This window comes from Sulfitobacter maritimus (genome assembly GCF_013346665.1).
Lineage (GTDB): Bacteria > Pseudomonadota > Alphaproteobacteria > Rhodobacterales > Rhodobacteraceae > Sulfitobacter > Sulfitobacter maritimus.
This window is the reverse complement of record NZ_JABVBB010000032.1, coordinates 122,775-143,260: the sequence shown is the minus strand read 5'-3', so window position 1 is coordinate 143,260 and position 20,486 is coordinate 122,775. Positions and strand designations below refer to the sequence as shown.

Annotated in this window: 19 protein-coding genes and 3 pseudogenes; 14 read left to right on the top strand and 8 right to left on the bottom strand. The window is 57.0% G+C overall.

The features are described from left to right. Positions 1–91 precede the first annotated feature (91 nt). The 4 genes and pseudogenes from HTT03_RS09885 to HTT03_RS18740 form a co-directional block, all read left to right on the top strand. Complete coding sequence (locus HTT03_RS09885; RefSeq protein ID WP_174857929.1) at positions 92–394, top strand: hypothetical protein; 303 nt, start codon at positions 92–94, stop codon at positions 392–394. A gap of 191 nt (positions 395–585) precedes the next feature. Continuing rightward, positions 586–1,578: an IS30 family transposase gene (locus HTT03_RS09880; protein WP_174857928.1), complete on the top strand. Its 993-nt coding sequence runs from the start codon at positions 586–588 to the stop codon at positions 1,576–1,578. A gap of 97 nt (positions 1,579–1,675) precedes the next feature. Continuing rightward, a pseudogene (locus tag HTT03_RS09875) lies at positions 1,676–1,954 on the top strand (helix-turn-helix domain-containing protein); the annotation flags it as partial. 14 nt (positions 1,955–1,968) lie between these two features. After that, a pseudogene (locus HTT03_RS18740) lies at positions 1,969–2,155 on the top strand (ISNCY family transposase); the annotation flags it as partial. A gap of 273 nt (positions 2,156–2,428) precedes the next feature. Here HTT03_RS18740 and HTT03_RS09870 read toward each other — a convergent pair. Continuing rightward, a complete protein-coding gene (locus HTT03_RS09870) occupies positions 2,429–3,307 on the bottom strand; it encodes a LysR family transcriptional regulator (protein WP_174857927.1) in 879 nt (292 codons plus the stop codon). Positions 3,308–3,423: 116 nt separating this feature from the next. Here HTT03_RS09870 and HTT03_RS09865 point away from each other — a divergent pair, with 116 nt between their 5' ends. Together HTT03_RS09865 and HTT03_RS09860 are read left to right on the top strand one after the other, a co-directional pair. Further along, on the top strand, positions 3,424–4,350 hold the full coding sequence (locus tag HTT03_RS09865; protein WP_174857926.1) for a serine hydrolase: 927 nt from the start codon (positions 3,424–3,426) through the stop codon (positions 4,348–4,350). A gap of 42 nt (positions 4,351–4,392) precedes the next feature. Further along, complete coding sequence (locus tag HTT03_RS09860) at positions 4,393–5,985, top strand: ABC transporter substrate-binding protein (protein ID WP_174857925.1); 1,593 nt, start codon at positions 4,393–4,395, stop codon at positions 5,983–5,985. Between the two features lie 104 nt (positions 5,986–6,089). On the opposite strand, the gene HTT03_RS09855 is transcribed toward HTT03_RS09860, so the two are convergent. From HTT03_RS09855 to HTT03_RS09830, 6 genes are read right to left on the bottom strand one after another with little or no spacing between them, the layout of a single operon-like run. Further along, positions 6,090–7,022, bottom strand: coding sequence for an isoaspartyl peptidase/L-asparaginase family protein (locus tag HTT03_RS09855; RefSeq protein WP_174857924.1), 933 nt, complete (start codon positions 7,020–7,022; stop codon positions 6,090–6,092). After that, positions 7,019–7,918, bottom strand: coding sequence for a polysaccharide deacetylase family protein (locus HTT03_RS09850; protein WP_174857923.1), 900 nt, complete (start codon positions 7,916–7,918; stop codon positions 7,019–7,021). Before HTT03_RS09850 ends, HTT03_RS09855 begins: the two co-directional genes overlap by 4 nt. Continuing rightward, positions 7,915–8,667: an SDR family NAD(P)-dependent oxidoreductase gene (locus tag HTT03_RS09845; protein ID WP_174857922.1), complete on the bottom strand. Its 753-nt coding sequence runs from the start codon at positions 8,665–8,667 to the stop codon at positions 7,915–7,917. Before HTT03_RS09845 ends, HTT03_RS09850 begins: the two co-directional genes overlap by 4 nt. Then, a complete protein-coding gene (locus HTT03_RS09840) occupies positions 8,664–9,677 on the bottom strand; it encodes a ketopantoate reductase family protein (protein WP_174857921.1) in 1,014 nt (337 codons plus the stop codon). The genes HTT03_RS09845 and HTT03_RS09840 overlap by 4 nt, the downstream gene beginning before the upstream one ends. Next, on the bottom strand, positions 9,674–10,375 hold the full coding sequence (locus tag HTT03_RS09835; protein WP_174857920.1) for a creatininase family protein: 702 nt from the start codon (positions 10,373–10,375) through the stop codon (positions 9,674–9,676). Before HTT03_RS09835 ends, HTT03_RS09840 begins: the two co-directional genes overlap by 4 nt. Continuing rightward, positions 10,372–11,373, bottom strand: a complete 1,002-nt coding sequence (locus HTT03_RS09830) for a GntR family transcriptional regulator (RefSeq protein ID WP_246253306.1) — start codon at positions 11,371–11,373, stop codon at positions 10,372–10,374. Before HTT03_RS09830 ends, HTT03_RS09835 begins: the two co-directional genes overlap by 4 nt. A 163-nt stretch (positions 11,374–11,536) precedes the next feature. Between HTT03_RS09830 and HTT03_RS09825 the strand changes: the two genes are divergently transcribed. From HTT03_RS09825 to HTT03_RS09800, 6 genes are all read left to right on the top strand, one after another. Next, positions 11,537–13,108 (top strand): ABC transporter substrate-binding protein, encoded by a 1,572-nt coding sequence (locus HTT03_RS09825; RefSeq protein ID WP_174857919.1) that lies wholly within the window; start codon positions 11,537–11,539, stop codon positions 13,106–13,108. A 73-nt stretch (positions 13,109–13,181) separates the two neighbouring features. Then, entirely contained in the window at positions 13,182–14,156 is a 975-nt protein-coding gene (locus tag HTT03_RS09820; RefSeq protein ID WP_174857918.1) for an ABC transporter permease, read from the top strand. Further along, positions 14,156–15,088, top strand: a complete 933-nt coding sequence (locus HTT03_RS09815; RefSeq protein ID WP_174857917.1) for an ABC transporter permease — start codon at positions 14,156–14,158, stop codon at positions 15,086–15,088. The genes HTT03_RS09820 and HTT03_RS09815 overlap by 1 nt, the downstream gene beginning before the upstream one ends. Continuing rightward, a complete protein-coding gene (locus tag HTT03_RS09810) occupies positions 15,085–16,050 on the top strand; it encodes an ABC transporter ATP-binding protein (RefSeq protein WP_174857916.1) in 966 nt (321 codons plus the stop codon). The genes HTT03_RS09815 and HTT03_RS09810 overlap by 4 nt, the downstream gene beginning before the upstream one ends. After that, positions 16,047–17,072 carry an ABC transporter ATP-binding protein gene (locus tag HTT03_RS09805; protein WP_174857915.1) on the top strand — a complete coding sequence of 342 codons (1,026 nt, stop codon included), beginning with the start codon at positions 16,047–16,049 and terminating at the stop codon, positions 17,070–17,072. The genes HTT03_RS09810 and HTT03_RS09805 overlap by 4 nt, the downstream gene beginning before the upstream one ends. Next, on the top strand, positions 17,069–18,565 hold the full coding sequence (locus HTT03_RS09800; RefSeq protein WP_174857914.1) for a carboxypeptidase M32: 1,497 nt from the start codon (positions 17,069–17,071) through the stop codon (positions 18,563–18,565). The genes HTT03_RS09805 and HTT03_RS09800 overlap by 4 nt, the downstream gene beginning before the upstream one ends. A 19-nt stretch (positions 18,566–18,584) precedes the next feature. Here HTT03_RS09800 and rraA read toward each other — a convergent pair whose 3' ends face one another. Further along, entirely contained in the window at positions 18,585–19,082 is a 498-nt protein-coding gene (rraA, locus tag HTT03_RS09795) for a ribonuclease E activity regulator RraA (protein ID WP_217482685.1), read from the bottom strand. A gap of 59 nt (positions 19,083–19,141) precedes the next feature. Here rraA and HTT03_RS18585 point away from each other — a divergent pair. Beyond that, positions 19,142–19,261, top strand: a pseudogene (locus tag HTT03_RS18585) (ATP-binding protein); the annotation flags it as partial. A gap of 193 nt (positions 19,262–19,454) precedes the next feature. Next, positions 19,455–20,045: a TetR/AcrR family transcriptional regulator gene (locus tag HTT03_RS09790; protein ID WP_174857913.1), complete on the top strand. Its 591-nt coding sequence runs from the start codon at positions 19,455–19,457 to the stop codon at positions 20,043–20,045. The last annotated feature ends 441 nt before the right edge of the window (positions 20,046–20,486 follow it).

Below are 20,486 nucleotides of genomic sequence, written 5' to 3'. Positions count from 1 at the left end.
TTCGACCAGGGTTGTAACGCGCGGATTGCCGCATAGTCTGTGAGCACAACGTAAATGAGCTGGGCGATCACCGGCAGCTTAGGAGACACCTATGAGCGAAGAGCGGTCCAAGAAGAAGCGTCACTATTATGCACGGTATTGCGATTGGGGGATCAATGTCGTTTTCGAACGCGACGGCGCCATCGATCGTTTTCCGGGCGAGATTTTGCGTTTCAAGACGCGGCAGGCCCGTGATGCTTGGGTGGCTGACGAGGTCTGGGACGGGACGTGTCGGCGTGAGGGATTGAGTGCGCGCGACCTGAAGCGGGCTTGTGGCTCGGCAGAGCGGTTTTGGTATCCTTCTGTGCGGGGGGAGGGGGACGAACAGGAGACCCATTATGAGGTGCTTGGTTAGTTGCGCGCTTCTTGTGCATGTGTCGGTGCAGGCACAGCCTGCACCGGAGCCGGGTTGAGTGCTGCGATATTGCGGTTTGGGTGGAATTTATCACATAATTCACATTACCGGTGTAGGACTTTTAGCCGGGGCACATTCTAAACTGGGTTGCGACAAATCCCCTATCTTGCTGGAAAGCAAGGAGAACGGACATGGCCCACACAGAGTTAGGATTGCGTGAAAGACGCGCGATTGAAGACATGTTGAACGCGAAGATGTCAGTGGACAAGATTGCAGCTGAGATTGGGAGACATCGTTCGACCGTGTTTCGCGAGATCAAGCGAAACAGATACATTGATAATGAGCTCCCCAATCTTAGCGGTTACTACGGTGTGACTGCACAGAGGTCCGCCGTCGACCGGCGCGCGTGTCGACGCAAGCTGGTACGGTTTATTGAATTGCGAGATGCCGTGATCAAACAGCTCAAAGTTGGCTGGTCTCCGGAACAGATCGCGGGTCGACTTCAGTTGGACGGCCAGGAACTTCGTGTCAGCCACGAGACAATCTATGCCTACATTTACGGACCCGATGGCCAGTCCGAAGAATTGGCGCGGTATCTACCGCATCGCCGTAAGAAGCGGCAACCAAGACGCAGGCGAACGCCTCGAGGCCTTGCTTTCCCACCAGATCGGTCGATTCACCAGCGGCCTGACTATGTTAAAACCCGCGAAACATTTGGTGAATGGGAAGGCGACCTCATGATTTTTGAGAGAGCGCAGGGTAAAACCAATGTTGCTTCTCTGGTGGAACGCAAAACGCGCTTTGCCGTTCTGTTCCGCAACAACGACCGCAGTACGACGCACCTGATGAACAAGCTGATGAGTGTGATGGAACCCCTGCCCCAGTCGGCGCGAAAATCGATCACCTTTGATCGAGGGATCGAATTCCGCGACTGGCGCAAGCTGAAGCCCGGTATCGGAACCGAGGCGTGGTTCTGCGATCCGCAGGCTCCGTGGCAAAAGGGTGCAGTCGAGAATCTGAATAAGCGCGCACGGCGGTATCTACCACGCGATGCACCCGTGGCCGCGCTCTCAAATCGAGACATGAAATCGATTTGCGATCGCTTGAACGGCACGCCAAGAAAGTGCCTGGGCTGGCGCACGCCAACGGAAGCCTTCAGAGAAGAACTGATGAAAATGAGATAGAGGAACGCGTCGCAACGGGTCTTGAAATTCTACGGGTGAATTCACGAACGAAGTGCAAATTCTGTACGAATACAGAGCGTTGCATGGAGTATGAAGAATGGGAATCCACTACTGTCACCTGAAGCTGGTCGAACGTCGCAAGCTTGCAAAATGGCTTGAAGCCGAAATGCCGATCGCGGATCGCTTGGATCGCGACCCTTCCACGATCTACAAAGACATCAAGCGGAACCGGTACACGGACGACGAACTGCCCAAGTTGAACGGCTACTACGCCTTAAACGCTCAAGGCATGTACGAGAAGCGCCGCGCCATCCATCGAACAATGATCGTTCTCCCTGAACTCAAGGCTGCCATTGAAGGACGCCTGAAAGCTGGCTGATCGCCCGAACAGATCGCGGGCCTTCCTGCACCCTGTTCGTTTTCATCGACGATGCCATCAGCACATCGATACAGCTGCGGTTTGTCGATTCCGAGAGCACATTCAGCTACTTTGAAGCACTGGAGCTTTACTTGGGGCAACACGCTCGTCCGGTGGCGTTCTATTCTGACAAACACACGGTGTTCCGGGTTGCCAATCAACAACAGACCTTCGGTGTTGGCAGGGTCCGACTTGTTGAGCCATGCCGACAATCTTATGTGCGCCTTACGGGCATCAATGCAGGTCGCTGGCAGAACGAAACCAGCCGGCCGCGCGCTACGGTCTCGCCGTCCCTGTCTACAACGCAGATCGAAATCTCTTTCAGCGGCACGTCCAAACCGCCATAGTATTCCATAGGTCGTTCTCCTCTACAGAATGGGCGTCTGCTTTACCGCTTTGCTTGCGCTGTTTTGAGGTCAATCATACTTTGGTTCAACAAAGCCCCGGCTCTTCTAAGATCGCTGATAATAGGTCATACACTCCGGCTGAAAATGCCTCATTACGGCGATAGAATGCCACGATATAGATTTCAGTGATGTCGCGTATTGGAAGCCAATGTAGGGTTTGATCGGCGGCTCCCCGCGCGGTCATCTCGTCAACGATGCCGATGCCACCACAATCACGCACCAAAGAACAAACGTCAGCACAGAAGGGCGTGGTGCAGGCAGGTTCGTAGTCAACATTGCAAACGCGAAAAGCGCTGCGGATGTGCGCTCCCATTGGAGACCAGTCGGGATCATAGCAGACCAGAGAAAATTTCGCGATTTCCTTACACATAAGTTCGCGCGCTCGTGCGAGGGGGTGATCGGTCCGCATCACTGCAACGAGAGAGGTCTTGCCTACTATGTGGGCTTTAAATTCTGCCTTTGGCGGGACTGCCATCTGCAAGCCGATATCCGCAACTTGATTTCGCAAATCTTCTTCCGGCGCATGTATCAGCAGTTTAAGCGATTTCCTCCAGTCGCGGTAGCCGGCGCGCCTTAAGATGGGCCCTAGAAACCCGTCTACCAAAGCTGGTGTGACAGATAACACAGGAGGTTTCGTTCGCTGGTTTCGTAGGGCTGGTAGACGTCCGCGTATTTTCGCATGAGCGTCAAATATGGGCTTGGAGAGGGCGTAAATTTCTTCAGCCTCTTTGGTGGGTGTAAGCCGTTTACCGTTTCGGTGAAACAAAACGACGCCTACTCTTTCTTCGAGGCGTTTAAGTTGGGCGCTTACACCTGGCTGCGAGATACGCAATAGGTGCGCGGTTTCGGTCGTTGTACCGACGCGCATCAGCGTTCCTAAAAGTTGAATTTCGCGCAATTCCATATATCAGCCCATTAATAAGAAGCCCTCTATTTATTATTATCCTTACAGGGTTACGCTGTCTAATATGATGTTCAAGCCAAGATCTGGTTTATCGAATGCTCGCTATGGGTGCCAAAATGTTCTATACTTTCGACCCTTTATGGAGCGGCACCTGTGACAAGGCTGTTGCTCAAATTTTGGATCATCCCGGCGCATTCGGGCTGACGAAAGAAACCTTCGGGCTCGTCGCTCTGCGCGAAGATACAAAGCGACCAGCAGGATATGTACTGAATGGGAGCTGGCAGTGCTATCCGTGTAGCGTGGTAAAGGCTTTTCATCTTGTGCATGCGTTGCACCGCCTAGAAGAGGGGACGATTTGCGCCCCCGACGATTTAGATCAAGCAATCATCGATATGATCCGCTGGTCCTCTAATACCGCCACAAACTACGTTATCGATTTTCTGACGGGTACCACTGGTGACACGGTGTTAGGCCAAGCAGAATTAGAGGCTTATAGGAGGAAACGACAGGGCCTCAACCGCTATTTCGCTGCGTTAGGCTGGCCAGAATGGGATGGATGCAATATCGCAATGAAGCTGAGCGGTGACACACGTTATGGACGCGAAGCGCAGTTGGCTGGCGCGAATGGAGAGAACCTGAACAGACTAACTCCGCTGGTCGGGGCCCGACTATTTTTTGACCTTTTCGCGGGCAATCTTCCCTTAAGCCGAGCAAGCGCTAAAAAAGCAAAACAGATATTACTGCGGGATCGAACAAGCTTAGACGCTGACAATCCATTATTCCAGGTTGCAGATTTCTTGGGGGGTGGGATGCCCAGTGACGCGAAAATTTGGAGCAAAGCAGGCCATACGGGCTGGACCGGTGATCCGCGCACTTCGTATTTCCGGCATGATCTGATCCGCGTTGCTGTGCCAGATGCAAAGCCCATCATCCTATCTATGATGACCCAGGGTCCCCTGATGGCTGAATATGGTAACGAACTCTTCCCCCAAATAGGGCGCATTCTCTTGTCAAACCTTCTCGATGCTAGCGATGCGCACTGAGTTAGCGCCGCGCTCTACACCTCACAAAATAGGAGAGACCCAATGCCACTAAAAAGATATCTCAGCTCAGCCGCGTTTATAGCCGCATTTGCGACGTCCCCGCTGGCCGCTAAATCGCTGGTATTCTGTTCGGACGCTTCCCCTGAAGGGTTCGACCCGGCGCTATATACCTCGATCACGACCTTCGATGCTTCATCTCGGACCATTTTCAACCGTATTGTGGAATTTGAAACAGGCACTACTAATGTTGTGCCCGGCCTCGCGGAAAGCTGGGAAGTGTCTGACGACAAGCTGGAATATACGTTTCACCTGCGCAAAGGAGTGAAATTTCATTCCAATTCGAGCTTCACGCCAACCCGTGATTTCAATGCGGATGATATTCTCTTCAGTTTCAACCGTCAGCGTCTAGCAGATCATCCCTATCATAGCGTAGCTGAGAGCAACTGGAGCTACTTCGAAGCCATGGGGATGAGCGAACGGATCGCCGATATCATTAAGGTGGACGATTATACCGTTAAGCTGGTTCTCAATCGCCCCGAGGCACCGATGATGTCGAACCTTGCAATGGATTTTGCGTCGATCCAGTCTAAAGAATATGCTGACCAGATGCTCGCGGCCGGCACGCCGGAGAAACTGAACCAGGCGCCGATCGGGACGGGACCGTTTGTTTTTGTGAACTATCAGAAAGATGCGGTCATTCGGTACGAGGCCAACCCAGATTATTGGGAAGGCGCCTCTCCGCTAGACACGCTGATCTTCGCCATCACGCCCGACGCTTCCGTACGCTATCAGCGATTGAAAGCAGGTGAGTGTCAAATTATGCCTTATCCCAATCCTGCTGATATTCAGGCTATGCAGGATGATCCTGAGATAAAGGTTCTGACGCAGGAAGGCCTAAATGTCGGATATCTCGCTTATAATACATTGATGAAGCCCTTCGACGACCCGCGGGTACGCAAGGCGCTCAACATGGCAGTAGACAAAGCCGCGATTGTCGATGTTGTCTATCAAAGGTCCGGCCAAATCGCGAAAAATCCGCTTCCGCCGACGATCTGGTCCTATAATGATGCCGTTACAGACGAGCCTTATGATCCGGAAGCCGCCAAAGCGCTTTTGAAAGCTGCTGGTGTCGAAGATTTGACAATGAAGCTCTGGGCTATGCCTGTTTCGCGTGCGTATAACCCGAATGCGCGGCGCATGGCTGAAATGATGCAGTCTGACTTTGAAAAGGTTGGCGTTACCGCAGAAATCATTTCCTACGAATGGGGGGAGTATCTTAGTCGGTCAAAATCAAAAGACCGGGACGGCGCAGCTCTTCTTGGGTGGATAGGCGATAATGGCGATCCGGATAACTTTCTGTCAGTTTTGCTGGGTTGCGATGCAGTCGGTGGCTCGAATGCTGCAAATTGGTGCTTTGAGCCCTACGACGAGCTGATCCAAAAAGCCAAAACAACTTCCGATAAGGCAGAGCGTACAAGGCTTTATAAGGAGGCCCAGATCATTGCAAAAGAGCAGGCTCCCATGTTGAATATTGCCCATTCGGTAGACTTCATGCCAATGTCACAGAAAGTAGATGGATATAAGATCCATCCGATGGGCACACATATTTTCTACGGCGTCGACATTCAGGATTAAGCAACTTGGGCGGTGCCGCATTTTGGTGCCGCCCGCCACAAGGCAAGATACCACGCGACTTTCAAAGCCGCGTGGGAATGATCATCAGCACAAATGATTGGTTATTATTCTACGCTGTCATAAATACTTGTCTTAGGCTTTGAGCCCTTGCAAACCATCCCGCGATACATTCCCTGGGAGTTGAACGGCATTGCAATATTACCTGCCGCATCCACCGCGATGATCCCACCTGAACCGTCGTTGTCGGCGAGATCCTGCATCACCACATGATCGGCAGCAGTGGCAAGGTCTTCGCCCGCGTGTCGCATCCGCGCTGCGATTTCTCCGGCCGCGTTCCAGCGGATGAATATCTCTCCGTGCCCCGTCCCAGAGACCGCGCAGGTTGCGTTATCCGCAAAGGTGCCCGCTCCGATCATCGGCGTGTCGCCCACGCGGCCTGGCGCCTTGGCGGTCATCCCTCCGGTCGAGGTGGCGGCGGCGATATTGCCGTCCTCATCCCGCGCCACCGCGCCAACGGTGCCATGGCGGCGCGCCGGGTCGTCAGACACCTCGCCACGTGCGCGCATCTCCAGCGTCTCCTGAAGCGCGTCCCAGCGGGACTGGGTGAAAAAATAGTCCCGGTCGCCAAACTCGAGCTCTGCCTGCCGCGCGACCTCAAGCGCATTGGGGCCGATAAGGGTAACATGCTCGGTCTGATCCATCACTGCGCGGGCCAGTTTCACCGGGTTCTTCGGCCCGAATACGCCAGCGACGGAACCCGCACGACGGTCTTTGCCATCCATCACGGCAGCGTCCATCTCTTGTTTGCCCTCAGAGGTATAAACTGCCCCGCGCCCTGCGTTGAACAAGGGCTCATCCTCCAAGGCGCAGACCGAAGCGATCACCGCGTCCAAGGCACTGCCCCCGTTGCGCAGCACTCCCTCGCCCGCTTCGAGCGCGCGGGCGAGGCCAGCGTGATAGGCGGCCTCTTTCGCGGGCGTCATGTTCTCTTTCAAAATGGTTCCGGCACCGCCGTGGATAGCAAGGGAATAGGTCATTTTGGTCCTTTCAGTCCGGCCTGCTCGGCGCAATAGGCCGCGATTTCGGCATGAGTGGCGATCCAGCAGTCGCCTTTGGATTTGATGTGGTCGATCAGCTCGTCGAGGATGAAGATGCGCGAGCGGTAGCCGGTGATATGCGGGTGCATGGTCAGCAAGAACAGCGCGCCTTCGTCGTAGGCCCCGTCGAATTCGCGGCGGAAGATGTCGAGCACATCAGTAGGCGGCGTATAGGGCCGCTGCGCGCCGAAACGGTTCATCATGAAATAGACGGCATCATCGCGGATCCATTCGACGGGCAGTTCGACGATCCCGGTCGGTTCGCCTTTTTCTATGATCTCATAGGGGTCATCGTCCGAGAACAGTGAACTGTCGTACAAGAGCCCCATCTCGCGGGCGATCGACAGGGTGCTGGGGCTGTAATCCCAAGACGGGGTGCGCATGCCGACAGGGCGGGCGCCGGTGATCTTTTCCAGCGTGTCAGCAGAGCGTAGCATCAAGTCGCGTTCTGCCGCGCCCGAGACCTGTGTGTTACGTTCGTGAATCCAGCCGTGCAGGCCGATCTCATGTCCCTCGCCGGCGAGGCTACGCTGCTCTTCGGGGTGTAGGAGAGCGGAGACGGCGGGCACAAAAAAACTGGCCTTCACCCCGTGCTGGTCAAGCACCTTGCGAATGCGCGGAATGCCTCGACGGGCGCCATATTCGCCCCAGCCGAGGCGGGCGATGCTTTCGCCGCCGTCGCGCAACTCATTAGTTTCATGGTCACTGTCAAAGCTCAGCGCCACGGCACAGCGCGCGCCGCCGGGCCAGGTTTGGGGCAGAAGATTCTGCCCCGCGCGCACTTGTTCGACCAGCCCGCGCCAATGCGCTTCGTCCCATTCATGCGGCTCGCTCATACGTGACCTCCATCGACGGATAGAATTTGTCCAGTGATCCAACCCGCACGGTCGGAACAGAGGAATGTGACCGCGTCCGCGATATCCTGCGCACGTCCCAATCGGCGCATATGGATGCCGCCAATGATCTGCTTTTGCCGCTCTGTTCCAAAGGCGTCCCACTGCTTTTCAGTCGAAGGGTTCGACAGAACGAAGCCGGGAGCGACGGAATTGACGGTGATCCCCTGCGGCCCCAGTTCCAGCGCCAGTTGTTTGGTGAGACCGACGAGCGCGTGTTTGGCAGCTGCATAGGCCTGGATACCCGTAAGGCTAGGCCGCAAACCCGCGCCGGAAGAGATTGTTACAATCCGCCCACTGCCCGCTTGTTTCATCGCCGGGGCAAATCCTTGGGCGCACCATATAGCAGCATCGACGTTGGCCTGAAAAATGGCGTGCCAATCGGCTTCACTAATTTCTTCGAGCGGGCGGCCTACCTGACCACGAACGCCGCCGGCAGAGGTGATCAGCCCATCAACGCGCCCATGGTGTTCAGTGATCTCGCGACAAAGGGCCAAAGTTTGGGCCCGGTCGCCCAAATCGCCCTGATGCAGCGTGACGCCTTCTGCCTCGAGCGGGGCGAGCCCGGCTGCGTCGATGTCCATCGCTGCCACAGTAGCACCTGCGGCGTGCAGCTCAGTCAGGATCGCTGCACCGATGCCCTGAGCAGCACCGGTGACGACAAAGACCTTACCTGTCAGATCAATCTTCATGCGGGCAGCAATAGGTTGACGAGGTCGGCGGATTGTTCGCGCTTTCCGTCCTCAATGTCATGAATGAGATCAACCATCCGAGCCAAGGTCGGCACGGAAATACCCGCTGTCCGGCCCAGATCGACCATGACGCCGATTTGCGCATCCACCTCGGTCTTGCGCTTGCGCACAGCAAGATCGCGCCAGATGCCGGAATGGGTTTTGGCCGTTTTGCGGTTATGCGCGACCATCCTGTCCATCGCCACTTCGATCGCGGCAATATCATTCGCGAGGAACGCTTCGGGATCGAAGCCGTTGAACCCCAGCGGTGCGACACCTTCATGTGCTGCGAGGGTCATCACCTCATGCCCGAGCGCCCTATAAGCGGCGCGATGTTCAGGACGGGCCATGGCGTCGGACATGCTGTCCGGCGTGAGAGCAGTGCAGAAGAGCAGAGAGCCATAGCCCATTTTGCCCCAGAGATAGCCCCAAATATTATCGGTTGCTACGGCATCCGGCTCGACCAACTTTAACAGCGTGTGAACCTCGGCGACGCGGTCGGTCATGCTGCCGTCCAGCTCGCCCACCGCCACTGCCGCGCGATTGCCGAAGAGGATACGCCCTGGCTCCAGCCAATCCGCCCCATAGTTGACGAAACAGCCCACCGTGTTTTCTGCGCCGATCCGTGCCGCGATGACTTTTTCATTTAGCCCGTTCTGTGCCGAGACGACGTAACCCCCGGGGGCTAGATGAGGGACGAGCATTTCCAACGCGGCGGTGGTGTGATGCGCTTTCACGCAGAGATAGATGCGCTCGTATTGTCCGGCCAGTTCGCTCGGTGTGCTGGCTGGCAAGACCTGAGAGAACTCCTCCACCGGACCTTCGATACGCAAACCGGTGGTGCGCATGGCCTCGACGTGCTTGTCGACAACATCGACCATGTGAACAGCATGGCCAGCGCGTGCGAAGTAGGCGCCGAGAATGCCGCCGATGGCCCCGGCGCCCCAGATCAGAATGGGTGTGTCGCTCATGCCCAATCTCCTTCCAACTGCGCGCGGGTCTCGCGCACGGCGATCTCCCATAGACGGTCCGTATCGGCCTCTGGCTTTTGATAGACCCCGCCATAGTTGCCATCACCAATCAGCTCGCGCACACCCGCGGCATTCCGATCGCGGAGCTTGTCGAAGGGAACAAAAGGCTTTTGCTTATCCGGCAATTCACGGCCCGGTAGGCGGGTCCAGGGAAAGTTTTCCATCCAGGAAGCGTGGCTTGCGATTGGATCGATCTCCTGCACACAGCTCCACGTTTCGGGTGCGCGCCACCAGTCATGGAAGCGGCAGCGGGCGCCTTCGTTAGCTTCCATCCACTCCATTGTAACCGGCTGCACCGGGCTGTTGCCGCCGTGTCCGTTTACGATCAGCACGCGACGGAAACCAGTCGCATAAAGACTGTCGAGGATGTCGCGCAGGAGCGCCGCATAGGTGCTGAGTTTCAGCGATACCGAGCCAGGGAACCCCATGAAATATGGTGTGAGGCCGTATGCAACCGCTGGAAAGACCGGCACGCCGAGCGGTTCAGCAGCATCGGCCGCGACTTTCTCGGATAAGATGGAATCGACCGAAAGGCTGAGATATGCATGCTGTTCGGTGCTGCCGAGCGGTAGCACACAGCGGTCATCGGTTTTCAGGTAATCTTCGATCTCGAACCAGTTGCTTTCAGATATCTTCATTCTGTGGCGGCCTTTGTATCTTTGGTGGTGGCCCGGCATCGTTCGATGGCAGGCAGGATTTCTGTGCGAATGGCGTGAATGTCGGGGGTGTGGCGGTATTCGAATGCAGTTTGCTCCGCGCGCAGCGCACCGCGCAGATAGTCCGCCCCGGTGGCATAGATAACGACGTCTGCGTTGCGCATGGCTGCGGAAAGGCCTTCTTCGTCGCGTACCTTCATGGTCAGCTGTGTCACATGCGGCGCGAACCGCAGAATGCCTGCTTTCATGATTGTGACGAAGCCTGGGAAATAAGAATAGGCCAGCGTTATAGCGTCGGGCGGAATGGAGGCGAGCGCTACGCGGGTTGCTTCATTTGGGATTAGCGTAAGGCCGATGACTTCCACATCGGGCAGAATCTCTCGCGCTTTGGCGAGCAGGGTTTTTGGCGCGATCACCAGATCGACGTCGCTGGGTGGAGCGGCGGCGATGTCTTCCAGCACAGCGGCTTCGATCTGATCGCCTTCGGGCAAATAGGCGTGCAATTCGTCCGCATAGGCGCGGGTGGCATCGATAAAGTTGCCGACCATCAAAATGCGGATCGGACGGGGCCGCGCGGTGCTTGCCATCGATATGCGCACCGCCAGTTCCGAGGCGTTGACGCCACAGGCCCTGGCAAGAGTGAGCAACTCGGCAATTTGTTGATCAAGTTGGCGAAAGCGCCCGTCCGTCGCGCGGCTACCGCCTCCGCTGACGAAGGTGCCTGAACCGACCCGCCCTTCGACCAGCCCTGAGGCTTGTAGTGCCGCATAGACATTGCTGACGGTGACGGGCGAGATCTTCAGCCGCGCGGCCAGCGTGCGCACCGACGGTAGCCGCGCGGCGGCGGGCAGTTCACCCGAGGCGATTCCAAACTCCAGCGCGCCGCGCAATTGCACCGAAAGCGAGACTGAAGACTTGCGGTCCATCGCCTGGATAATGCGGTCCATCGCCCGTTCAAAAATATCTTGCTCTCGCATCATGGTGTTACAGTGACCGAAAACAGTTCATTCGACAAGATAATTATATACGTCATATTAAGAGGTTTTGCGGGGGTATCCCGCAATATTGTTACATTTAAATGTTGACCGCTCTAAAAATAGCGGTCTAGTGTGACTGCAAGATATAACACATGGAGGATGACCAATGACTAAACTTACCTTGAAATCAGCCGTAGCGGCCTTAGCGCTGGCGTCGGCTGCCCCGGCGGTTATGGCGGCTGACCTCGTGGTCGGGCTGCGTGCAGGTCCAGATTCCATTGATCCGCATTGGTCAACTCTGGGGTCGCAGGCAGAGGCGCTGCGCCATGTGTTTGATACGCTTGTGGACGTTGACGAAAAACTGCAGCTCAAGCCTGGCCTCGCCGTGAGCTGGGAGCCGATCGACGACACCACATGGGAATTCAAGATGCGCGAAGGCGTGAAATTTCATGACGGTACCGACTTCACAGCCGAAGATGCGAAGTTCTCGATTGAGCGTATCCCCGAGGTTACCGGCCCGATGCCAATGACCCTCTACACCAAATATGTAGACAGTGTTGAAGTGGTCGACGACTATACATTGCATGTAAAGACCAAAGGCATGGCCCCCTCGTTGCCGAATGACTTTACTCGATTGTTCGTTGTGCCTTCTGAGACCGGCATGGAGGCTGGCAACGAAGAATTCAACTCCGGCGAGAAGGCCATCGGTACCGGCCCTTACACATTCGTATCCTGGCAGCCCAAAGGCGATCTAGTCCTTAAGCGCAACGATGATTACTGGGGCGGAGAAACCGCTTGGGAAACAGTCACACGACGCGAGATCCCAGAAGATACTTCGCGTGTTGCGGCTCTGCGCTCCGGCGAAGTTGATCTGATCAACTACGTCCCCGCGTCCGATTATCTCGCGATGAAAAACGACGACGAAATTGATACTTTCGTTTCTGATTCCATTTACATTCTGAACATCGCGCCTTCTGTGAAGGACGAAGAACCTCAGCCGATCAAAGTCAACGGCGAAGAGGTTGAGGGCAACCCGCTGCAAGACCTGCGTGTGCGGAAAGCGCTCGATCTAGCGATCAACCGTGACGTGCTGGTGAACGTGGTGCTTGAAGGTCTCGGCACCCCGGCCAATCAATTGATGCCGGAAGGCTTCTTCGGCTACAGCCCGGAGCTGGGCAAGCGTGAGTATGACATTGAGAAAGCCAAGGAGCTGCTGGCCGAGGCCGGCTACCCGGACGGTTTCGAGATTGATTTCACTTGCACCAACAATCGCGTGCCTGGCGATGCCGTGGTCTGCGAGGCCCTGGCGCAGATGTGGTCGCGTCTCGGTCTGACCGTGAACGCGCAGGCGCTTAACGGTACCGTGTTCTTCCCCGCTGCCGCGCGAGAGGAATACACGATGACCATGTCCGCCTGGGGCACGCTGACCGGTGAGGCAGCCTATACCTATGGTGCGCTGGTTCACACAAAGGACGCCGAGAAAGGGTTTGGTAACTTCAACCGTTCGGGCTACTCCAACCCTGAGTTTGACAAAGTGTTTGGCGAAGGCTCTCAGACCCTCGAACCAGAAGCGCGTAAGAAGCTCTACGAAGAGGCGTCTTTCATTGCGATGGATGACCGCGCGCTGATCCCAACGGTGATCTTGCAGACTGTATGGGCGGCGAATGCCGATACCATCGACATGACCGCACGGGTGGACCAAGAAACCCGCACTTACGCGATCAAACCGGTCGAATAAGGCCTCACCAACCCGGACGCCCGCAGCTTTGCTGGCGGGCGCCTTCCCTTTTTGCTCTCATGGGCGAGGTCGAATGCTCAGCTACTTTATCACCCGAATTGCACAGGCCATTGTCGTGGTTTTTGCCATGTCGGTCATTGTCTTCGTCGGGGTCTTCGCCATCGGCAATCCGATCGACGTGATGATCGACCCTGGTGCCACGCAGGCGATCCGCGAAAAGCTGATCGCGCAATACGGCCTCGATCAGCCCTTGGTCGTGCAATACTGGACCTTCCTGCGCAATGTCTTCGCGGGCGATCTGGGCACTTCGATGGTCTATAACATACCGGTCGTCGATCTGGTCTTCTCCCGCTTTCCAGCTACGCTTGAGCTTGTCGCCGTCTCGGTCCTGATCGCCGTGGGCGTGGGCATTCCTGCTGGTCTCTGGGCCGGGTATCGCCCCGACAGCTTTGGTGCGAAACTCGTCATGGCGCTTTCGGTGCTTGGTTTTTCGGTCCCGACCTTCTGGATCGGCATGCTACTGATTATGGGCTTTGCCGTTGAGCTAGGCTGGTTGCCATCGGGAGGACGAGGAGATGAGGCGACCTTCCTTGGCGTGTCCTCCTCGCTCTTCACCCTGGATGGCTGGAGCCATGTGATCATGCCCGCGATTAACCTGTCTCTGTTCAAGATGGGCCTGATGATCCGCCTCACACGCGCTGGAATGGTTGAGGCGATGGGCACCGACTACGTCAAATTCGCCCGCGCCCAAGGACTGCCGGACCGGCAGATCGTTTTCAGCCACATTTTGCGCAACATCTCGATTCCGATCGTGACGGTGCTGGGGCTTGAGCTTGGCTCGACGCTGGCCTTCGCCGTGGTAACTGAAAGCGTGTTCAACTGGCCTGGTGTCGGCAAGCTGATCATTGATTCGATCCTGCAACTCGACCGCCCGGTGATGGTCTCTTACCTCATCATGGTCGTGATCCTCTTTGTCCTCATCAACCTTGTGGTTGATCTCGTCTATGCTCGTCTGGACCCGCGCGTCCGTCTGAAAGGAGGCGCATGATGTCCGAGATTATCGCTGAAAATATCGCCGCCGTGCCCTCGGCCCCCCCTGTGGAAACCCGCGCCAAGCGGCTGCGCAACTTTTGGTCCGACTTTCGCGAGTCTTGGGTGGCTGTGGGCGCCTTAACCGTCATCGCTGTTCTGCTATTTCTGTCTTTCGGCGCGCCGCTGGTGTCGCCACAAGATCCCTATGATATGGCGATGCTTGATTGGCTCGACGCTTTCCTGCGCCCCGGCACCGAAGGGTCGGGGGGCTATACCCATCTGCTAGGCACCGACAACGCAGGCCGCGATATGCTTTCGGCGATCTTTTACGGGCTGCGCACAAGCTTTGTGATCGGTCTCTCCGCGGGCGCCTGTGCGCTGCTGGTTGGCATCGTTGTGGGGCTGACGGCGGCCTATTTCGGAGGGCGGATCGAAGCTTTGCTAATGCGGATCGTTGATCTGCAACTCTCGATGCCCGCAATTCTGCTGGCGCTGGTTCTGGTGGCGATGCTGGGTCAGGGGATTGGCCAGATCATTCTCGCACTCGTCGTCGCCCAATATGCCTATTTCGCCCGCACCACTCATGGCGCCGCGAAGGTCGAACGCGGCAAGGACTATATTGAGGCCGCCCGCTCCACACCTTTGCCGACGCACCGTGTGCTGTTTAAACACCTCCTGCCCAATGTGCTGCCCCCGCTGATCGTTGTGGCTACGGTGCAGGTGGCAAGCGCCATCGCGCTGGAGGCAACGCTGTCCTTCCTTGGCGTGGGGCTGCCGCTGACCGAACCCTCGCTGGGATCGTTGATCTCTAACGGATTCAAATACATCCATTCGGACCGCTACTGGCTGTCTATCTATCCCGGATTGGCTCTGATGGTGACCGTAGTTGCAATCAATCTTGTGGGCGATCAAGTCCGCAAAGTACTCGATCCGAGGAACAGCCGATGAGTGCCGCACTAGAGGTCAAGGGACTGACCACGCAATTCAGCACTCGCAAGGGCGCGGTGACAGCCGTGAACGACGTGAGCTTTTCGGTCCAGCCAGGGCGGATTCTCGGCCTGGTAGGCGAAAGCGGCTCGGGTAAGAGCGTTACAGGCTTTTCCATCATGGGACTGATTGACGAGCCGGGCAGAATCATCGGCGGGCAAGTCATGGTACAGGGTGCCGACATGCGCAAGATGAGTACCGAAGAGCAGCGCAAGATGCGCGGCCGCGCCGTATCGATGGTGTTTCAAGACCCGATGATGACCCTGAACCCCGTGCTGCGCGTTGGCGATCAGATGGCGATGGCAGTGCGGGTGCATGATAAGGTCAACAAAGCCGCCGCATGGGAACGCGCCCGCGAAGCTTTGGAGATCGTCGGCATCCCAGCACCTCGGGAACGATTGCAGGCCTATCCGCATCAGCTGTCAGGCGGCATGCGCCAGCGGGTGGCGATTGCGACCGCACTGTTGCACCGACCAGCAGTGATCATCGCCGACGAGCCGACCACCGCACTTGATGTCTCGATTCAGGGCCAAATTCTTGCCGAGGTGCGACGTTTGGCCGATGACATCGGCACCGCCATTGTCTGGGTGACCCATGACCTCGCCGTGGTCTCATCGCTCGCAGACGATATCGCAGTGATGTACGCAGGCCGCATCGTCGAAAGCGGGACGGCCGAGCAAGTCATTGCTAACCCACGCCATCCCTATACGCGTGGGCTGATCGATTCGGTGCCGGGCTTACATGAGCCGGGTCAAGACCTGCCGCAGATCCCCGGCTCGACCCCGCAACTGGTGAACCTGCCGTCGGGCTGTCCGTTCCGTTCGCGCTGTCCGCGTGCGACCGACATTTGCGCGTCGTTCCCACATAATACTGGAACCGAGGCACATTCCGTTCTGTGCCACCATCCGCTTGAGGCCACATGACCGATCCCATCCTGAAAATCGACGGCGTTTCTAAGCGGTTCACCCGAAAGCCGGGGCCGATAGTTAGCGGAATCGATAAGCTCACGGGCCGAAATTCGACCCAGACTGTGCATGCGGTCAATGATGTAACACTGAGCGTGGCGCGTGGCGAGGTGCTCGGCATCGTTGGAGAATCCGGCTGTGGAAAATCTTCCATGGGCCGCGTCGTTTCTGGCATCTATGCGCCAACTGAGGGTACGGTGACGCTCGAAGGTAAGCCGGTGGCACGTGATCATCGCGGAAATGTTGAAAAACTGACGACGCGCGTTCAGATGATCCACCAAGATCCGTTTGCCAGCCTCAATCCGCGCATGAAGGTGGGCGAGATCATTGCCGAAGGTCCACGTATTCACGGGCTGATCCCGGCGCGTGAAGTGCAGGAACGGGTGCGCAGCCTACTGGAACAGGTGGGGCTTGAGGGTGCCTATGCCAACCGTCTGCCACATCAGTTCTCAGGTGGGCAACGTCAGCGGGTCGCCATTGCGCGGGCCTTGGCAATGCAGCCAGATCTACTGGTGCTGGACGAGGCCGTGGCCTCGCTCGACGTGTCCATTCAGGCGCAGGTGCTTAATCTCTTTATGAAGCTGCGGCGCGAGTTGGATCTGACGGCGCTGTTTATTAGCCATGACCTCTCGGTCGTGCGCCATGTCTGCGACCGGGTCGCGATCATGTACCTAGGCCGCGTGGTTGAGACCGCGCCAGCGGATGAACTCTACGCCAAACCATTGCACCCCTATACCGAGGCGCTGTTCGGCTCGGTCCCGACGCTCGGCACGGGGCGCGCGCGTTTTCATCCGATCAAGGGCGAGATCCCCTCCCCAATCAACCCGCCTAAGGGCTGCGCCTTTCATCCGCGCTGTCCGTTGGCCGGGCCGCGCTGCAAGGCCGAAGTGCCGCGCCTTGTGACCCCATCCGACAACCGCAGCGTCGCCTGCCACCTACAGGATGGTGGCACCGGCACGCAGACTGGAGCCACCGCATGAGCCATTCCTTGAACACCCGGGTGGCACGGTTGAACGATGTGCTGGTTTCGGTGAACCTGCTGAACTGGGATGCGCGGGTGATGATGCCCGCAGGCGGAGCCGAAACCCGCGGCCATCAGATTGCCACCTTGATGGGAATCGCGCGCGAGATGATTTTGGACCCCGGCATGGGCGAAGCTGCCGAGGCTATGCTGAATGGGAAGCCATCCGACCTCGATCGCCGCGCTGCGCTTGCGGTGCAGGATGCGCGCGCCCATCACGGCCGCATCCCCGCTGATCTGTTGCGTCGACAGGCCGAACAGTCGATCACCGCCGGGGCTGCCTGGACCGAGGCGCGACGGACCGGCGATTTCGCGCTGTTTCAACCGCATCTGCAGAGTATCGTCGATCTGGCGCGCGAGAAGGCGCAGGCGCTTGGCTATGACGATCATCCCTATGATCCTATGGCCGATGTGTTTGAACCGGGGGCAACGGCGGCAAAACTCACCAGTTTCTTCGATCAATTGCGCGATGGTATTCGCCCTATTTTGGATGCCGTCTTGGCCTGCCCTGCCCCGCGCAGTGATTTCCTGTTCCGCAATTATCCGGTAGAGGACCAGCAAGCCTTCTGTGCCTATATTGCCGAAGCACTTGGCTATGACATGGCCCGCGGGCGGCTTGATACGGCAGTGCATCCGTTTGAGATTTCCATGACGCGCAACGACGTGCGGATCACCTCGCGCTGGAACCCAAATTACCTGCCGATGTCGATCTTCGGCACGATCCACGAAGCGGGCCACGCGCTTTATGAGATGGGCGCAGCCCCGGCGCTGACACGCGGGGCGCATGCGACGGATATGATTGGGCTATACGCTGTCGCGGGCACCAGTTTTGGCATGCACGAAAGTCAGTCGCGCCTGTTGGAAAACCACATTGGCCGCACGCCGGCGTTCTGGGCGGTGCATTACGGGCGGCTGCGTGACACCTTCCCCGAACAACTCTCCGACGTTAGCGAGGACGAGTTCGTCGCCGCGATTAACCGCGTCTCGCCGGGTCTTACCCGGGTCGAGGCGGATGAGTTGACTTATGATCTGCATATCATGCTGCGGGTGAAGATCGAGATGGCACTGATGGACGGCTCGCTGGACGTTGCAGATGTGCCCGAGGCATGGAACGCGGCGATGAAGTCCGATCTGGGACTAGATGTGCCGGACGATGGCATGGGGTGCTTGCAGGACGTGCATTGGTCGCACGGCTATATCGGGTCTTTCCCGACCTATACGCTGGGAAATTCGACCGCGGCACAGATCATGGCGCATCTGGATCAGACGCGACCCGCCGTGCGCGAGGGGGTGATTTCGGGCGACTATGCGCCGGTGCAGGCCGCACTTGGCGATTTAGTTTGGCAGCACGGGCGGTCGTGCAGCCGGGCGGAGATACTCGGCGGTATCGGAGCCGAGGCTTATGACCCAACGTCCTACCTTGCTTATCTTCGGGGAAAGTTCGCCGAATAGGTTTAGCGCCCTTGCTGAGTCACGCTGGCAGAGACAGTTCGCGCGGGGCGGTGATAACGCAATCCGCGTCCGCATAGACCCAATCGCCGGGTTTTATGGTAATGTCGCCAAAGCTGACGCGCACGCCCATCCGCCCTTCGGTTGGTGTATTACCGCGCCGGGCGGTGGTGCCGAGCGCATGAACGCCTATCTCCAGCGCATCAATCCCCCGGCTGTCACGGATCACCCCGTTGATCACTACCCCACGCCAGCCGTTGCGTGCCGCGATTTCCGCCAATCGGTCCCCCATCACCCCCACGCGCATCGACCCGGCTGCATCGACGACCAGCACACGACCCGCGCCAGGCTGCTCAAGCGCGCGCAGCACCGGGCGGTGGTCCTCGAATGTTGAGAGCGTCTGGCATGGGCCAAAGTAGCTCAGCGGCCTGCCAAACTGGCGGAACTGGAGCGCGCAGACCTGTAGGTCGGTGTGGTATAGGTCATAAAGATCAGGGGTCACGATCACGGGTTGGGTCATCTGGAGGGCTCCTTATGGCCTGTCATTTGTGGCCCGCGCGGGGGCGAAGATCAAACCCCGATCGGCTTACCCACCGCTGCCACATCCTCGAGACTGGAAACGATAGCTACCGCTTCAAGGCCAGCGCTGAGGCTGCAAAGAAAACAGGAAAGGAGACCAAAACATTGACCGCGTCATAAACCACGACGCATAACTGAGGGTGGGTCAAATCTCGGTGAAAATACCGGGTCAGTTCTCAATGACAATCAACAGGCCTGGGCGCTGTTCTGTGACAAGACCTTAGTTGCTGTCGCGATATATTCTTGTACAGGTTGCAACCAGAGTGGTTAAAGGCCACTTTGCTGCAGTTTTCCAAGTTCACTATGAAAGGTCATGTCGTTTATGACGTCCCGCAAAGATCGAAGGCAGGAACTGCGTCGGCAAGCCATCCTTGAGTTGGCCGAAATTTTCTTTGCAAGACAGGGTATAGCAGCAACTACCCTAGACCAAATTGGCGCTGAACTAGGCGTTACAAGAGCAAGCCTCTACTATTATTACAAGGACAAGGACGACCTTGTTGTAGCCGTCCTTCAAAAGGCGCTCGACAAAATGAACCGCAAAGCGGCGCGGGAGATGGCAGGGCTGGATGATCCTTTGCTTAAGTTGAAGGCGAAGGCCCGCAGCTATGCCCTCGCAACGGTGAGCATGCGGCCCGGCAAGATAATCTCTTATAGCTTTGATTTTCTCATGCAAATTCCAGAGGCGGCGATACTCTTGAGGAATGACATGGATAGCATAAGGATACTTCTTGATGAAGCGCTACATCAAGGTCTCATCCGAGATGTCGATCTAACTATCTTTACTCGACTTTTATATGATGCGCTCAATCGGACCCCTATGCTGTGCGCAGTGGACGGCGCATCAGCTGAGAATGTGTTCGATAGAATTTGGGACATATTTCTTGGTGGGATTGAACAAACCTAGGAGCAATTCCCCTGAACGTACTGCGCTATCTAGTAACTTTTAACAGAAGCGCTAATTCCTGCGCCTATACCGGTGTACGAGGTTTCGAGGGCTTGAATTTACTTGAGTGAAGAAAGCCCGGACTCTCACGGTGCCGCCCCGATCAAAGAGCTTCCTCCCAGATTTTAACCCTATGATAGTATATATGGCTTTATAACCTGACGCGGGCCGACGGATATGCCCGCATCAATGTTTTGCTGTGAGGGGTAGAGAGTTGAGTGATCCAGAACGGATAGAGTTGCTTGAGAAGGTTCTTGTGAAATACATCGAGCGTTTTGGGCTCATAGATGAGGCTCGCGCGTACTTCATCCATCATGCAAGTACCAAAGATGTCCCGCCTTCAAAAATGCACTAGGCACCATGGTCTGGTGTGAGATCTATCCCACTATTCGCGGTGGGCGG

Bases quoted from the DNA above. Each gene is read 5' to 3' on its own strand.
- HTT03_RS09885 (WP_174857929.1), top strand. From the start codon at position 92: ATGAGCGAAGAGCGGTCCAAGAAGAAGCGTCACTATTATGCACGGTAT.
- HTT03_RS09880 (WP_174857928.1), top strand. From the start codon at position 586: ATGGCCCACACAGAGTTAGGATTGCGTGAAAGACGCGCGATTGAAGAC.
- HTT03_RS09870 (WP_174857927.1), bottom strand. From the start codon at position 3,307: ATGGAATTGCGCGAAATTCAACTTTTAGGAACGCTGATGCGCGTCGGT.
- HTT03_RS09865 (WP_174857926.1), top strand. From the start codon at position 3,424: ATGTTCTATACTTTCGACCCTTTATGGAGCGGCACCTGTGACAAGGCT.
- HTT03_RS09860 (WP_174857925.1), top strand. From the start codon at position 4,393: ATGCCACTAAAAAGATATCTCAGCTCAGCCGCGTTTATAGCCGCATTT.
- HTT03_RS09855 (WP_174857924.1), bottom strand. From the start codon at position 7,022: ATGACCTATTCCCTTGCTATCCACGGCGGTGCCGGAACCATTTTGAAA.
- HTT03_RS09850 (WP_174857923.1), bottom strand. From the start codon at position 7,918: ATGAGCGAGCCGCATGAATGGGACGAAGCGCATTGGCGCGGGCTGGTC.
- HTT03_RS09845 (WP_174857922.1), bottom strand. From the start codon at position 8,667: ATGAAGATTGATCTGACAGGTAAGGTCTTTGTCGTCACCGGTGCTGCT.
- HTT03_RS09840 (WP_174857921.1), bottom strand. From the start codon at position 9,677: ATGAGCGACACACCCATTCTGATCTGGGGCGCCGGGGCCATCGGCGGC.
- HTT03_RS09835 (WP_174857920.1), bottom strand. From the start codon at position 10,375: ATGAAGATATCTGAAAGCAACTGGTTCGAGATCGAAGATTACCTGAAA.
- HTT03_RS09830 (WP_246253306.1), bottom strand. From the start codon at position 11,373: ATGATGCGAGAGCAAGATATTTTTGAACGGGCGATGGACCGCATTATC.
- HTT03_RS09825 (WP_174857919.1), top strand. From the start codon at position 11,537: ATGACTAAACTTACCTTGAAATCAGCCGTAGCGGCCTTAGCGCTGGCG.
- HTT03_RS09820 (WP_174857918.1), top strand. From the start codon at position 13,182: ATGCTCAGCTACTTTATCACCCGAATTGCACAGGCCATTGTCGTGGTT.
- HTT03_RS09815 (WP_174857917.1), top strand. From the start codon at position 14,156: ATGTCCGAGATTATCGCTGAAAATATCGCCGCCGTGCCCTCGGCCCCC.
- HTT03_RS09810 (WP_174857916.1), top strand. From the start codon at position 15,085: ATGAGTGCCGCACTAGAGGTCAAGGGACTGACCACGCAATTCAGCACT.
- HTT03_RS09805 (WP_174857915.1), top strand. From the start codon at position 16,047: ATGACCGATCCCATCCTGAAAATCGACGGCGTTTCTAAGCGGTTCACC.
- HTT03_RS09800 (WP_174857914.1), top strand. From the start codon at position 17,069: ATGAGCCATTCCTTGAACACCCGGGTGGCACGGTTGAACGATGTGCTG.
- rraA (WP_217482685.1), bottom strand. From the start codon at position 19,082: ATGACCCAACCCGTGATCGTGACCCCTGATCTTTATGACCTATACCAC.
- HTT03_RS09790 (WP_174857913.1), top strand. From the start codon at position 19,455: ATGTCGTTTATGACGTCCCGCAAAGATCGAAGGCAGGAACTGCGTCGG.